General features: G+C 72.4%; 15 protein-coding genes. 14 read left to right on the top strand and 1 reads right to left on the bottom strand.

The features are described 5' to 3' along the window. Positions 1–15: 15 nt before the first annotated feature. The 11 genes from J2S63_RS00300 (at position 16) to J2S63_RS00250 (ending at position 8,723) form a co-directional block, all read left to right on the top strand. Positions 16–1,023, top strand: coding sequence for an ABC transporter ATP-binding protein (locus J2S63_RS00300; RefSeq protein WP_425573314.1), 1,008 nt, complete (start codon positions 16–18; stop codon positions 1,021–1,023). Continuing rightward, complete coding sequence (locus J2S63_RS00295; RefSeq protein WP_310297057.1) at positions 1,023–1,868, top strand: ABC transporter permease; 846 nt, start codon at positions 1,023–1,025, stop codon at positions 1,866–1,868. Before J2S63_RS00300 ends, J2S63_RS00295 begins: the two co-directional genes overlap by 1 nt. Then, entirely contained in the window at positions 1,868–2,656 is a 789-nt protein-coding gene (locus tag J2S63_RS00290) for an ABC transporter permease (RefSeq protein WP_310297055.1), read from the top strand. The genes J2S63_RS00295 and J2S63_RS00290 overlap by 1 nt, the downstream gene beginning before the upstream one ends. Before the next feature lie 22 nt (positions 2,657–2,678). Further along, on the top strand, positions 2,679–2,873 hold the full coding sequence (locus tag J2S63_RS00285) for a DUF3046 domain-containing protein (protein ID WP_310297052.1): 195 nt from the start codon (positions 2,679–2,681) through the stop codon (positions 2,871–2,873). Then, complete coding sequence (locus J2S63_RS00280) at positions 2,870–4,126, top strand: MFS transporter (RefSeq protein ID WP_310297048.1); 1,257 nt, start codon at positions 2,870–2,872, stop codon at positions 4,124–4,126. Before J2S63_RS00285 ends, J2S63_RS00280 begins: the two co-directional genes overlap by 4 nt. A 9-nt stretch (positions 4,127–4,135) precedes the next feature. Next, the gene (locus J2S63_RS00275; RefSeq protein ID WP_310297045.1) at positions 4,136–4,942 is read left to right on the top strand and encodes an S-methyl-5'-thioadenosine phosphorylase; all 807 of its coding nucleotides are present in this window, start codon (positions 4,136–4,138) and stop codon (positions 4,940–4,942) included. Positions 4,943–5,191: 249 nt separating this feature from the next. Further along, on the top strand, positions 5,192–6,241 hold the full coding sequence (gene recA, locus J2S63_RS00270) for a recombinase RecA (protein ID WP_310297042.1): 1,050 nt from the start codon (positions 5,192–5,194) through the stop codon (positions 6,239–6,241). 2 nt (positions 6,242–6,243) lie between these two features. Further along, on the top strand, positions 6,244–6,846 hold the full coding sequence (locus J2S63_RS00265; RefSeq protein ID WP_310297039.1) for a regulatory protein RecX: 603 nt from the start codon (positions 6,244–6,246) through the stop codon (positions 6,844–6,846). Positions 6,847–6,892: 46 nt separating this feature from the next. Beyond that, the gene (locus J2S63_RS00260; protein WP_310297036.1) at positions 6,893–7,366 is read left to right on the top strand and encodes a hotdog fold domain-containing protein; all 474 of its coding nucleotides are present in this window, start codon (positions 6,893–6,895) and stop codon (positions 7,364–7,366) included. A gap of 10 nt (positions 7,367–7,376) precedes the next feature. After that, positions 7,377–8,156 (top strand): SDR family NAD(P)-dependent oxidoreductase, encoded by a 780-nt coding sequence (locus tag J2S63_RS00255; RefSeq protein WP_310297033.1) that lies wholly within the window; start codon positions 7,377–7,379, stop codon positions 8,154–8,156. 144 nt (positions 8,157–8,300) lie between these two features. Beyond that, complete coding sequence (locus tag J2S63_RS00250; protein ID WP_310297031.1) at positions 8,301–8,723, top strand: hypothetical protein; 423 nt, start codon at positions 8,301–8,303, stop codon at positions 8,721–8,723. Between the two features lie 175 nt (positions 8,724–8,898). Here J2S63_RS00250 and J2S63_RS00245 read toward each other — a convergent pair whose 3' ends face one another. Then, positions 8,899–9,285: a pyridoxamine 5'-phosphate oxidase family protein gene (locus J2S63_RS00245; protein WP_310297029.1), complete on the bottom strand. Its 387-nt coding sequence runs from the start codon at positions 9,283–9,285 to the stop codon at positions 8,899–8,901. Between the two features lie 46 nt (positions 9,286–9,331). Between J2S63_RS00245 and J2S63_RS00240 the strand changes: the two genes are divergently transcribed. From J2S63_RS00240 to miaB, 3 genes are read left to right on the top strand one after another with little or no spacing between them, the layout of a single operon-like run. Then, the gene (locus tag J2S63_RS00240; protein WP_310297026.1) at positions 9,332–10,810 is read left to right on the top strand and encodes a flavin-containing monooxygenase; all 1,479 of its coding nucleotides are present in this window, start codon (positions 9,332–9,334) and stop codon (positions 10,808–10,810) included. A 56-nt stretch (positions 10,811–10,866) separates the two neighbouring features. Further along, positions 10,867–11,394 (top strand): hypothetical protein, encoded by a 528-nt coding sequence (locus J2S63_RS00235; protein ID WP_310297025.1) that lies wholly within the window; start codon positions 10,867–10,869, stop codon positions 11,392–11,394. Positions 11,395–11,418: 24 nt separating this feature from the next. Next, a complete protein-coding gene (miaB, locus tag J2S63_RS00230; RefSeq protein WP_310297022.1) occupies positions 11,419–12,897 on the top strand; it encodes a tRNA (N6-isopentenyl adenosine(37)-C2)-methylthiotransferase MiaB in 1,479 nt (492 codons plus the stop codon). Positions 12,898–12,902 lie beyond the last annotated feature (5 nt).

Genomic DNA, 12,902 nt, shown 5'->3' with positions numbered 1-12,902 from the left:
GCTATGTTCGGACCCATGCCCGACCTGACCCGCACCTCGGCCACACCCGCAGGCGCGGCGCCCCCTCCCGGCAGCAGCGCGATGGTCGAGGCGGTCGGGCTGCGCAAGAGGTTCGCCGGCACCGACGGGGCGGAGGGGTTCGAGGCGGTGCGCGGCATCGACGTGCGCATCGAGCAGGGCGAGGCGTTCGGCTTCCTCGGTCCCAACGGCGCGGGCAAGTCCTCGACGATGCGCATGGTCTGCGCGGTCTCCGACCCCACCGGCGGCACCCTGCGGGTGCTCGGCCTCGACCCCACCACCCACGGTCCCGCGGTGCGCGCGCGGCTCGGGGTCTGCCCGCAGGAGGACGCCCTCGACAACGAGCTCACGGTCTGGGAGAACCTCACCGTCTACGGCCGCTACTTCGGCCTCTCGCGCCGCACCTGCGCCGAGCGGGCGGGCGAGCTGCTCGACTTCGTCCAGCTCTCCGACCGACGCGACGCCAAGGTCGACAACCTCTCCGGCGGCATGAAGCGGCGGCTCTCGATCGCGCGCTCCCTGGTCAACAAACCCGACCTGCTGATCCTCGACGAGCCCACGACCGGCCTCGACCCGCAGGCGCGCCACGTGGTCTGGGAGCGCCTGTTCCGGCTCAAGGAGCAGGGCGTCACCCTCGTGCTCACCACCCACTACATGGACGAGGCCGAGCAGCTGTGCGACCGGCTCGTGGTGATGGACGGCGGCCTGATCGTGGCCGAGGGCGCGCCGCTCGCCCTGATCCGCGCGCACAGCACCCGCGAGGTGGCCGAGCTGCGGTTCGGGGTCGGCGACCACGCGCCGATCGCCGAGCGGGTGGCCGGCAGTGTCGAGGGGGTGGACCGCGTCGAGGTGCTGCCCGACCGGCTGCTGCTCTACACCCACGACGGCGAGGCGACCCTCGCACGCGTGCACGAGGCCGGGCTCCAGCCCGCGGCGACGCTGGTGCGCCGCTCGAGTCTCGAGGACGTCTTCCTCCGCCTCACCGGCCGGACGCTGGTCGACTGATGGCGCTCACCGCCGCCCGCTCCGCCGCCCCACCTCGCGGCGAGAGCCTGGTGCCCTCCCCGCGCATGGTGTGGCGCCTGCGCACCTACTTCCTCACCCGCTACCGCCGCACCTGGCGCGCGTCGGTGGTCTCGGCGTTCCTGCAGCCCTTCCTCTACCTCCTCGCGATGGGCGTGCTGCTCGGCGACTACGTCGATGCCAGCGCCGGCGCCTCCGCGCGGCTCGGCGGGGAGTCCTACCTCCACTACGTCGCGCCCGGGCTCCTGTGCGCCGCGGCGATGCAGTTCTCCGCGGCCGAGTCGCTGTGGCCCGTGCTCGGGGCGCTCAAGTGGGACCGCACCTACCACTCCATGGTCGCGACGCCGATCAGCGTGGCCGAGATCGCCGCGGGCGCGATCGCCGACGTCACCGCCCGCACGGCGCTCTCGGTCACGGTCTTCGTCGCCGTGCTCGTGCCGTTCGGCATCTTCGACGACACCGGCGCCGTGGTCGCCACGCTGCTCGTCGGCGTGCTCACCGGGGCGACCTCGACCTCGCTGTTCCTCGCCTACAGCGTGCGGGTCCACAGCGAGAGCAACTTCGGGCTGATGTTCCGGCTGGGCATCTTCCCGCTGTTCCTGTTCTCGGGCGCGTTCTTCCCGGTGTCCAACCTGCCCGACGCCGTGGAGTGGATCGCCAAGCTCTCCCCGCTCTGGCACGCCGTGCAGGCCGCACGCGGGTTCGCCCTCGGCACCCGCGACGTCGCCGACCCGGTGCTGTGGGGCCACCTGCTCGTGCTGGTCGTGCTGCTGGTCGTCGGCTACCTGCTCGCGGTGAGCGGGCTGCGCCGCAGGCTGGTGGTCTGATGACGACGCCCACCGCCCAGGCCCGCGTCTCGGGCGGCCCCTCAGCCGTCTTCGAGCGCAACCTCACCGTCTTCCGCCGCATCTGGAAGCTCTTCGTGGCGGGTCTCGCCGAGCCCTTCCTGTGGCTGGCGTCCATCGGCGTGGGTGTCGGCGCCCTGGTCAGCGGCTTCGAGGTCGGTGGCCGCGAGCTGTCCTACGCCGAGTTCGTCGCCCCCGCACTGCTGGCCAGCACCGCCCTCAACGGCGCGATCATCGACTCCACGTTCAACGTGTTCTTCAAGCTGAAGTACGACCGCGTCTACGACGCGATGCTCGCGACCCCGCTGACCACCGGCGACATCGTGCGCGGCGACCTGGCCTGGGCGACGACCCGCGGGGCGGTCTACTCCGCGGTGTTCCTGGCCGCGATGGGCGTGCTCGGGCTCGCCGGGTCCTGGTGGGTCGTGCTCGCGCTGCCCGCCACGATCCTGGTCAGCCTGGCGACCAGCGCGGTCGGCTTCGCGCTCACCACCTTCATGCGCTCGTGGCAGGACTTCGAGTACATCCAGCTCGTGATGATGCCGATGGTGCTGTTCTCGGGCATCTTCTTCCCGGTCACGACCTACCCCGACGCCCTGCGCTGGGTGGTCGAGCTCACCCCGATGTACCGCGCCGTCGCACTCGTCCGCGAGCTGTCGACCGGGGCCCCGGGCTGGGCCTCCCTCGCCTCGGTGGCCTACCTCCTCGTCATGGCCGCGATCGGCATCAGCATCGCCGCGCGCCGGCTCGACCGGGTCATGCGGCCGTGAGGGCCTCCGGCAGGCTTGACCCATGAGGCACACCGAGTTCTGGGCCCGCATGTCCGCCGCCCTGGGGGAGAGCTATGCCCCGGTGTGGTCGAGCCAGCAGGTGATGGCCTCGCTGGGCGGGCGCACGGTCGACCAGGCGCTCGCCGACGGCCTGAGCCCCAAGCAGGTCTGGCGGGCCGTGGTCGAGCGGCTCGAGCTGCCCGAGTCGGAGAGGTGACGCCTCCCGAGGTCGCACAGCTCCAGCGGCGCACGCTGCGGGTCCTGGTCGCCTCGCAGGCCCTGGGCGGGCTGGGCATCTCGGTCGGCATCGCCGTCGCGGCCGTCCTGGCCCGCGACGTCTCCGGCTCCGAGGCGCTGGCCGGCCTGGTGCAGACCGCGCAGGTCGTGGGCACGGCCCTGGCGTCCTACCTCCTGGCCCGGCTCATGGGCCGCCACGGCCGGCGGGTCGGCATGGTCACGGGCTACGCGATCGGCGGGGCGGGCGCGTTGACCTGCGTGCTGGGAGGTGCCGTCGGCTCCTACCCCGTCCTCGTCCTCGGTGGCCTGCTGCTCGGGGCGACGGGTGCGACCAACTACCAGACCCGCTACGCCGCGACCGACCTCGCCGAGCCCGACCACCGTGCGCGTGCGGTGGCGACCGTGATGTGGGCGACCACCTTCGGCGCGGTCCTCGGTCCCAACCTGGTCGGACCTGCCGGTGCGGCGGCGGTCGACCTGGGCCTCCCGCGCCTGACCGGCGCGTTCCTCCTCTCCGCGGTCGTGGTCGGCCTGGCGGCCGTGGTCGGGCTGGTCCTGCTGCGCCCCGACCCGCTGCAGACCGCGCTCGCCCTGGCGGCCGAGGACGCGGCGACGCGTGACGAGCCGGCCGGGGAGGTCCCCGGCTTCCTCGAGCTGGTCCGGCGCACCCCGGCGATCGGGTGGGCGGTCCTGGCGATGAGCGCCTCGCACGCGGTGATGGTCGCGGTGATGGTGATGACCCCGCTCCACATGGACCACGGCGGTGCCGAGCTCGAGCTGATCGGACTGGTGATCAGCGTGCACGTGCTCGGCATGTACTTCTTCTCCCCGGCGATGGGCTGGGTCGCCGACCACGCCGGGCGCACCCCGCTGCTCGGGCTGGGCGGCGTGCTGCTCCTGGTGGCCTGCCTGCTGGCCGGCCTGTCGCCCGAGGGCGGCTCGCTGGTCATCGGGGTCGGGCTGCTGCTCCTGGGGGTCGGCTGGTCCGCCTGCACGGTCGCCGCCTCGACGCTGCTCACCGACGCCACGCCGATCGCCCACCGCACCCGGGTGCAGGGCTCGGCCGACCTGGTGATGAACCTCAGCGCGGCCGTCGCCGGGGCGGCCGGCGGGGTCGTGGTCGACCTGACCAGCTATGCCGTCCTCAACGTCTTCGCCGCACTGCTCGTCGCCGGCGTGCTGGTCGCGGCGGTCCGGCTCCGGGTCCGGCCCGTGCCCGCGCCGATCTCCTAGGGTGCGTGCGTGAGCTCACCGACCCTGGCCGTGATCGGCGGCAGCGGCTTCTACTCCTTCCTCGACGAGCCGCGCGAGGTCGAGGTCGACACGCCGTACGGCGCCCCGTCGGCCCCGCTCGCCCTGGGCTCGGTGGGTGGCCGGGAGGTCGCGTTCCTCCCGCGCCACGGTGCCGGCCACGCGTTCCCGCCCCACCGGATCAACTACCGCGCCAACCTCTGGGCCCTGGCCTCGCTCGGAGTCCGGCAGGTGCTCGCCCCGTGCGCGGTCGGCGGCCTGCAGGAGACCACCCCACCAGGGGCGCTGGTCGTGCCCGACCAGCTGGTCGACCGCACCTCCGGCCGGGTCCAGACCTTCGTCGAGAGCGGCGCGGCCCACGCGCCGTTCGCCGACCCCTACTGCCCGACGCTGCGCTCGGCCCTCCTCGACGCGGCGCCCGGCGCCGTCGACGGAGGGACGATGGTGGTCATCGAGGGGCCGCGCTTCTCCACGCGCGCCGAGTCGCGGTCCTACGCCGCGCAGGGGTGGTCGCTGGTCAACATGACCGGGCACCCCGAGGCCGTCCTGGCCCGCGAGCTGGGACTCTGCTACGCCACGGTCGCGCTGGTCACCGACCTCGACGCGGGGGTCGAGACCGGGGGAGGGGTCGACCAGGCGGCGGTGTTCGCGTCGTTCGCCGCCCACCTCGAGCGGCTCAAGGGTGTCCTGGCCGACGCGGTGGCACGCGCGCCGCTGCCCGCTGCGGACGGGTGCGTCGCGTGGCTCGACGCCGTCGACCCGCGGCACCGCCCGGACCGGGGACTGACCCGGGACTGACCCGGGACCGACCCGGGCTCCGGCCGCCTGCACCGAGCCGTCGACACGCCGATCGGCGGGTGCCGGAGTCGAACACGTGTTCGGGCTAGGGTGGCGAACAGGTCACCGACCCGAGGGCGGGACCCCCGACTTCTCCCCAGGCCGCGAGCGCCGACGGAATCTGTCGGCGGGGCTTCCTAGGGTCGACCACGACACAGCACACCAGCTCCGCGCCACAGGTCGCGCGGACCTCCAGACGGGATGACAGCGATGGCAGTGGGAGACCGCGACAAGGCCCTGGACATGGCCCTGGCCAACATCGAGAAGCAGTTCGGCAAGGGCTCGGTCATGCGCCTCGGTGACGAGACCCGCGCGCCGCTGGAGGTGATCCCGACCGGTGCGATCTCGCTCGACGTGGCCCTCGGTCTCGGTGGCCTGCCGCGCGGCCGAGTGGTGGAGATCTACGGCCCGGAGTCCTCCGGCAAGACGACGGTCGCCCTCCACGCGGTGGCCAACGCCCAGGCCGCCGGCGGCATCGTCGCCTTCATCGACGCCGAGCACGCGCTCGACCCCGACTACGCCCAGGCGCTCGGTGTCGACACCGACGCCCTCCTGGTCTCGCAGCCCGACTCCGGTGAGCAGGCGCTCGAGATCGCCGACATGCTGATCCGCTCCGGCGCCCTGTCGCTCATCGTCATCGACTCCGTGGCCGCCCTCGTGCCGCGCGCGGAGATCGAGGGCGAGATGGGCGACAGCCACGTCGGCCTGCAGGCCCGACTGATGAGCCAGGCGCTGCGCAAGATGACCGGTGCGCTCAACAACTCGGGCACGACCGCGATCTTCATCAACCAGCTGCGCGAGAAGATCGGCGTGATGTTCGGCTCGCCCGAGACCACGACCGGTGGCCGGGCGCTGAAGTTCTATTCCTCGGTCCGCCTCGACGTGCGTCGCATCGAGACCCTCAAGGACGGCACCGACATGGTCGGCAACCGCACCCGGGTCAAGGTCGTGAAGAACAAGGTCGCCCCGCCCTTCAAGCAGGCCGAGTTCGACATCATGTACGGCAAGGGCATCAGCCGCGAGGGTGGCCTGATCGACGTGGGTGTCGAGGCGGGCCTGGTCCGCAAGGCCGGCGCTTGGTACACCTACGAGGGCGACCAGCTCGGCCAGGGCAAGGAGAACGCCCGCACCTTCCTCAAGGACAACCCCGACCTGGCCAACGAGCTGGAGAAGAAGATCCTCGAGAAGCTCGGAGTCGGGCCCCAGCTCACCGACGAGGTGGCCGACGTGCCGGGCGAGCCGACCAACGTCACCTTCTGAGCGTGGCAGGTCGTGGCAGGGGAGCGGGCCGTTCGCGCGGCTCGCGCCCCTTCACCCCGCCGCCGCGCGAGGCCCCGGCCGACGCCGAGGAGCGCGGGCCGGAGGCCGACCACGAGGCGGTCGCCCGCAAGATCCTGCTCGACCAGCTGACCGGCCAGGCACGCAGCCGCGCCGAGCTGGCCGGCAAGCTGGCCAAGCGCCAGGTGCCCGAGGAGGTGGCCGGGCCGCTGCTCGACCGGTTCGAGGAGGTCGGGCTGGTCGACGATGCCTCCTTCGCCCGCGAGTGGACCCAGTCCCGGCACGCCAGCCGCGGGCTGGCCCGGCGGGCGCTCGGGGTCGAGCTGCGGCGCAAGGGCGTGGCCCAGGACGTCATCGACGAGGCGCTCGAGGGCGTCAGCGACGACAGCGAGCGTGAGGCGGCCCGTGTCCTGGCGCAGCGCAAGCTGCGCTCGATGTCCACCCTCGACGAACAGACCCAGGTGCGCCGGCTGGTCGGCCTGCTCGGGCGCAAGGGCTACTCGCCGGGGCTGGCGTTCGCGGTGGTGCGCGAGGTGGTGGGCGCGGCACAGGCCGGCGACGAGCCGGATCCCGAGGACTGGACGTGACGCAGGCGCTCTGGCGCGCCTAGTTACTCGCCAGTAGCATCGCGGCATGCCGTCCGTCCTCGAGATGTACCAGGGCCTGTCCAAGGTGCCGCGTGGCCAGCAGCTGTTCTCGCTGGCCTTCGCCCGCAAGGCGCCCTACTTCGCCACGATCAAGCCGCGCTTCATCGACCTGAGGCCCAACTACGCCGAGCTGGTCATCCCCAAGCGCCGTGCGGTCCACAACCACCTCGGCACCGTGCACGCGATCGCGCTGTGCAACGGGCTCGAGGCCGCGATGGGGGCGCTGGCCGAGGTGACGATCCCGCGCGACAAGCGATGGATCCCCAAGGGCATGGAGGTCACCTACACCGCCAAGGCGACCACCGACATCCGCTGCATCGCCGAGACCGACCAGGAGCAGTGGGACAGCGAGGACCCCGATCTGCCCGTGCGGGTCAAGGGCGTCCGCCAGGACGGCACCGTGGTGATCGAGGGGGTCATCCGGCTGTGGGTCACCCCCAAGCCGGCCCGGGACCAGTAGCCTCCCCGCCATGGACATCACCGGAGCAAGTGCAGTCGTCACCGGCGGCGCCTCGGGCATCGGCGCCGCATGCGCCCGCCAGCTGGCCGCCCGTGGGGCCAAGGTCGTCGTCGCGGACCTCAACGAGGAGCTCGGCGGCAAGGTCGCCGAGGAGATCGGCGGCGCGTTCGTCAAGGTCGACGTGACCTCGACCGACGACCTCAAGGCAGCCGTCGACAAGGCCGAGGAGCTCGGCCCCGTGCGGGTGCTGGTCAACAGCGCCGGCATCGGGTGGGCCCAGCGCACCGTCGGCAAGGACGGCAGCTACGACTCTGCCGCCGACCTCGACGCCTTCAAGAAGGTCATCGCGATCAACCTGGTCGGCTCCTTCGACGCGATCCGGCTCGCCGCGACCGCGATGAGCCGCACCGAGCCGCTCGACGATACCGGCGAGCGCGGAGCGATCGTCAACCTCGCCTCGGTCGCCGCCTTCGACGGCCAGATCGGCCAGGCGTCCTACTCCGCGTCCAAGGGCGGTGTCGTCGGCATGACGCTGCCGATCGCCCGCGACCTGTCGGCGATCGGTGTGCGGGTCAACACCGTGGCGCCCGGCCTCATCGACACCCCGATCTACGGCGAGGGCGAGGCGAGCGAGGCGTTCAAGGCCAACCTGGAGAAGGGCGTGCTGTTCCCCAAGAAGCTCGGCGACCCCGAGCAGCTCGCCTCGATGGTGGTCGAGGTCGTGACCAACAGCTACATGAACGCCGAGACGATCCGCGTCGACGGCGGCATCCGCATGCAGCCCAAGTGACGCCGTCGCTGTCCTGAGCGTCTCCGCCCCGTGCCCCGGCCCGGCATTGCCCCCCTCCGGGTGGCTTGCCGGACCGGGGCACGGGTACGTGGTGCACGGGGCCGCTTGTTGCAGGCGCCCGTCCACCCCGCGCGAAGGAGCACCATGCTGCTGTCCAAGGCCATCGACCTCACCGACACCGTGACGGCGTCGGTGACCGCTCACCTGCCCGGTCCGCTCGCCGGTCCCGTCCACCTGGCTGTCTCGACCCTCACCTGGGTCCCGCGCCAGGTCGTCGAGCACCTGCACGGCGACCGGGATCAGGCGGCCGCCGACGAGCGCCCGACCGCCCAGCCCACCCACGACCAAGCGGCGCCGGACCTCGCGGAGGAGCCCCAGGCGCACGAGCCCGAGGTCGTGCTCACCCTCGACCGTCCCGCTCGGGAGGTCGAGCCGCCCGTCGACGTGGTCGGCGAGGCGCTCCGCGCGGACGCCTCGGCCGCTGAGCCCCTCGCGCCGCTGGAGGACGAGGGTCACGTCGAGGTCGAGGAGCGGGTCGTCTACAGCACCTCCAGCGACGAGGCGTGAGGTCGAGCCCGGCCCACTGATGCACCCCTGGGGGTGAGGTTCACGCCTGTGGCGCCGGGTACACAAGGTCTGGTGGCGACGCGCATCTCGGGGCGGGTCGCATCCTCGATCCGCGAGCTCGGTAGGTCCGGACTCGCGCAGGTGAGCCCGTGGCCACGTGCAGGAGGCCGCGGGCTCACACGTTCCCGATGACCCGGTCCAGCTCGATGCGCAGGGCCACGCGGTCCGGGTTGTCCCGCGGCTGGCGGTAGCGGCCGGCGTACCTCTCGACCGCCTCGGCGACCGACGCGGCGTCGGTGCGCACCTCAGCGCGCCCCTCGAGGGTCGCCCAGCGCGCCCGGTCCACCTGGCAGGCCGCGATCCGAGGGTCGCGGCGCAGGTTGGCGACCTTCTGGCTGGAGGGCGAGGTGATCGCCCAGGCCACGTGCGCGACCGGGTCGAGGGCGACCCCCAGCGGCACGACGTGGGGCCGCCCGTCGGCGCGCAGCGTGGTGACGGTGCACAGGTGGCGCTCGGCCCAGAAGGCGAGCATCTCGTCGGTGAGGTCGTGGACGCGTGGCACGGGGAGACCCTATGGTGGGCCCACTCAGATACCGGGGGTATCCCACATGGACATGCACGACGCGGTCATCGTCGGCGCCGGGTTCGGCGGCATGGGCGCCGCGATCCAGCTCAAGCGCCTGGGCATCGACGACCTGGTGATCCTCGAGCGCGAGGACGACCTCGGCGGCACCTGGCACGTCAACCACTACCCGGGACTCGCGGTCGACATCCCGTCCTCGACGTACTCCTACTCCTTCGAGCCCAACCCGCACTGGACGCGGCTCTTCGCGCCGGGCAAGGAGCTCAAGGCGTACGCCGAGCACGTCGCCGAGCGCTACGACCTGCGTCGGCACATGGTGTTCGGCACCTCGGTGAGCGCCGCGGTGTGGGACGAGGACGCCCAGCGCTGGCACGTCTCGACCTCCGACGGGTCGGTCCACTCCGGCCGCTGGCTGTTCACCGCCACCGGCTTCCTCTCGCAGCCCAGGCTGCCCGAGATCGCGGGGATCGAGTCCTTCGCCGGCCGCCTGGTCCACACCGCCGACTGGGACGACAGCGCCGACCTGACGGGGGAGCGGGTGGCGGTGATCGGCACCGGCGCCACCGCCGTGCAGCTCGTGCCTGAGCTGGCACGCGTCGCCGAGCACCTCACGGTCTTCCAGCGCACCCCGATCTGGGTCGCGCCCAAGCCCGACTACCCCGTCCCGTCGGTGGCCCGTCGGGTCTTCGCCGCACTCCCGCTGACCCAGCGGCTGGTCCGCTGGGGCGGCAGCGCGCTGCTCGAGGCGCTCATGGTCGGCGGGGTCCTGCACTACAAGAACCTCTCGGCGTTCAACCGCGCGGCCGAGCTGATGTGCCGGGCCCACCTGGCCCGCCAGGTGCGCGACCCCGAGCTGCGCCGTCGGCTGACGCCGTCGTACTCCTTCGGCTGCAAGCGGCCGACGTTCTCCAACGAGTGGTTCCCGACGTTGGCCCGCCCCGACGTCACGCTCGAGACCGAGCCGATCGCCCGGGTCGACGAGCGCGGGCTGGTCACGGCCGACGGCCGGCGCACCGACGTGGACACCCTGGTGCTGGCGACCGGCTTCAACCTGTGGGACGTGAACTTCCCGGCGTTCGAGGTCCTCGGCCGCGAGGGGCGCAACCTCGGGAAGTGGTGGCGCGACCACCGCTTCCAGGCCTACGAGGGCGTGACCGTGCCGGGGTTCCCCAACCTGGTCTCGCTCAACAGCCCCTACTCCTACAGCGGCCTGTCCTACTTCACCACCATCGAGAGCCAGATGAAGCACGTCGAGCGGCTCTTCACCGGCATGCGCGAGCGCGGCGCGACGGTGTTCGAGGTGACGCAGGAGGCCAACGACGAGTTCCTCGAGCGGATGACCGACCGCGTGGCCGACACGGTGTTCGCGCTCGGGTCCTGCGAGGGCGCCCACAGCTACTACTTCAACCAGCACGGCGAGGCGACGCTGCTGCGCCCGACCTCGACGCTCAACGCCCTGCGCGAGGCCGGCCGGTTCCCGCTGGACGCCTACGACTACGCCTGAGTCGCGGGACCTCCGTCCCGCCCGGTGCGGCCTGCGGGCGGGCTAGCGTCACGCGCATGACGCCAGCACGCACGCTCTCGGCCGTCCTGCTCAGCGCCGGCCTCGCGCTCTCCACGCTCCCTGCCGCCCAGGCGGACCTCCCCAACCGCGCCACCGTGACCGACAAGGTGGGTGACGCGCCCAGGGTGATCGACCTGAAGGCCTCGACCTACTCGATCACGCGCGAGCGCGCGACCTTCAGCACGACCGTGCGCGAGCTGACCTCGCGCACCTTCGTCGCCTTCGAGATCTGGCCCCTGACCTCCGCCTGGGACCGCATCGCGATCAGGCGGGTCGACGGCCGGACGGTGGCCCGGGTCTACTTCGTCGACAACGACCTCGAGGACAGCGACAAGCCGGTCGCCACCCGCACCCGGTGCCCGGGGTTGCAGGTCTCCTGGCGCCCCCGGGTCGACCGGGTGAGCGCGGTCGTGCCGGCCTCGTGCCTGCGCGCCTCGCAGCCCGCCGCACGACCCTTCGAGCTCCACACGTTCTCACGGCTCGGCACGCGGCACGACGCGATGCCCAAGCGGACCCTCGACTAATGACCGACGTACCCTGGTGCGGTCATGAGCAGCCCGCAGACCCAGCCCCGCACCTACGAGGTCCGCACCTACGGGTGCCAGATGAACGTCCACGACTCCGAGCGCCTCACCGGGCTGCTGGAGGACGCCGGCTACGTCGCGACCCCCGCCGGCGAGCAGGCCGACGTGGTCGTGTTCAACACCTGCGCGGTGCGGGAGAACGCCGACAACCGGCTCTACGGCAACCTGGGTCACCTGGCCCCGGTCAAGGCCGGCAGGCCGGGCATGCAGATCGCGGTCGGTGGCTGCCTGGCGCAGAAGGACCGCAGCGAGATCACCCGCCGCGCCCCGTGGGTCGACGTGGTGTTCGGCACCCACAACATCGGCTCCCTGCCCACGCTGCTGGAGCGGGCGCGCGTGCAGGAGGAGGCCCAGGTCGAGATCCTCGAGTCGCTCGAGGTCTTCCCGTCGACGCTGCCGACCAAGCGCGAGTCGGCGTACGCCGCGTGGGTCTCGGTCTCCGTCGGCTGCAACAACACCTGCACGTTCTGCATCGTCCCGAGCCTGCGCGGCAAGGAGAAGGACCGCCGGCCCGGCGAGATCCTGGCCGAGATCGAGACGCTCGTCGCCGACGGCGTCAGCGAGGTCACGCTGCTGGGGCAGAACGTCAACGCCTACGGCGTCGAGTTCGGTGACCGGCTCGCGTTCGGCAAGCTGCTGCGCGCGTGTGGGCAGGTCGAGGGCCTCGAGCGGGTGCGGTTCACCTCGCCGCACCCGGCGGAGTTCACCGACGACGTGATCGCGGCGATGGCCGAGACCCCCAACGTGATGCACCAGCTGCACATGCCGCTGCAGTCCGGCTCCGACAAGGTGCTGCGCGCGATGCGGCGCTCCTACCGCCAGTCGAAGTACCTCGGCATCCTCGAGCGCGTCCGCGCCGCGATGCCCGACGCCGCGATCAGCACCGACATCATCGTCGGCTTCCCCGGCGAGACCGAGGAGGACTTCGCCGAGACGCTGCGGGTGGTCGAGGAGGCTCGCTTCGCGCAGGCCTACACCTTCCAGTACTCCAAGCGCCCCGGCACGCCCGCCGCCGTCCTCGAGGACCAGGTGCCCAAGGCCGTGGTGCAGGAGAGGTACGAGCGGCTGGTCGCACTGGTCGAGGACATCGCGTGGGCCGAGAACAAGAAGTGGGTCGGCCGGACCGTCGAGCTCATGGTCGCCGAGGGCGAGGGCCGCAAGGACGCGGCGACCCGACGGCTCAGTGGGCGCGCCCGGGACAACCGGCTGGTGCACTTCATGGCACCGGAGGAGCAGGTCCGCCCCGGCGACGTCGTCGAGGTCGAGGTGACCTACGCCGCCCCGCACCACCTGGTCTCCGACGCCCCCGTGCGGTCCGTGCGGCGGACACGCTCAGGCGACGCGTGGGGGGCCCGCGAGGGCCTGGCCGCGCCCGGCGTCCTGCTGGGACTGCCGACCGTCGGGGTGCCGGCCCCGCTCTCGGCGGTCAACGGCTGCGGCTAGGCAGG

Source organism: Nocardioides marmoribigeumensis (genome assembly GCF_031458325.1).
Lineage (GTDB): Bacteria > Actinomycetota > Actinomycetes > Propionibacteriales > Nocardioidaceae > Marmoricola_A > Marmoricola_A marmoribigeumensis.
Note: the sequence above shows the minus strand (reverse complement) of the source record. Positions and strands in the feature narration are given on the sequence as shown.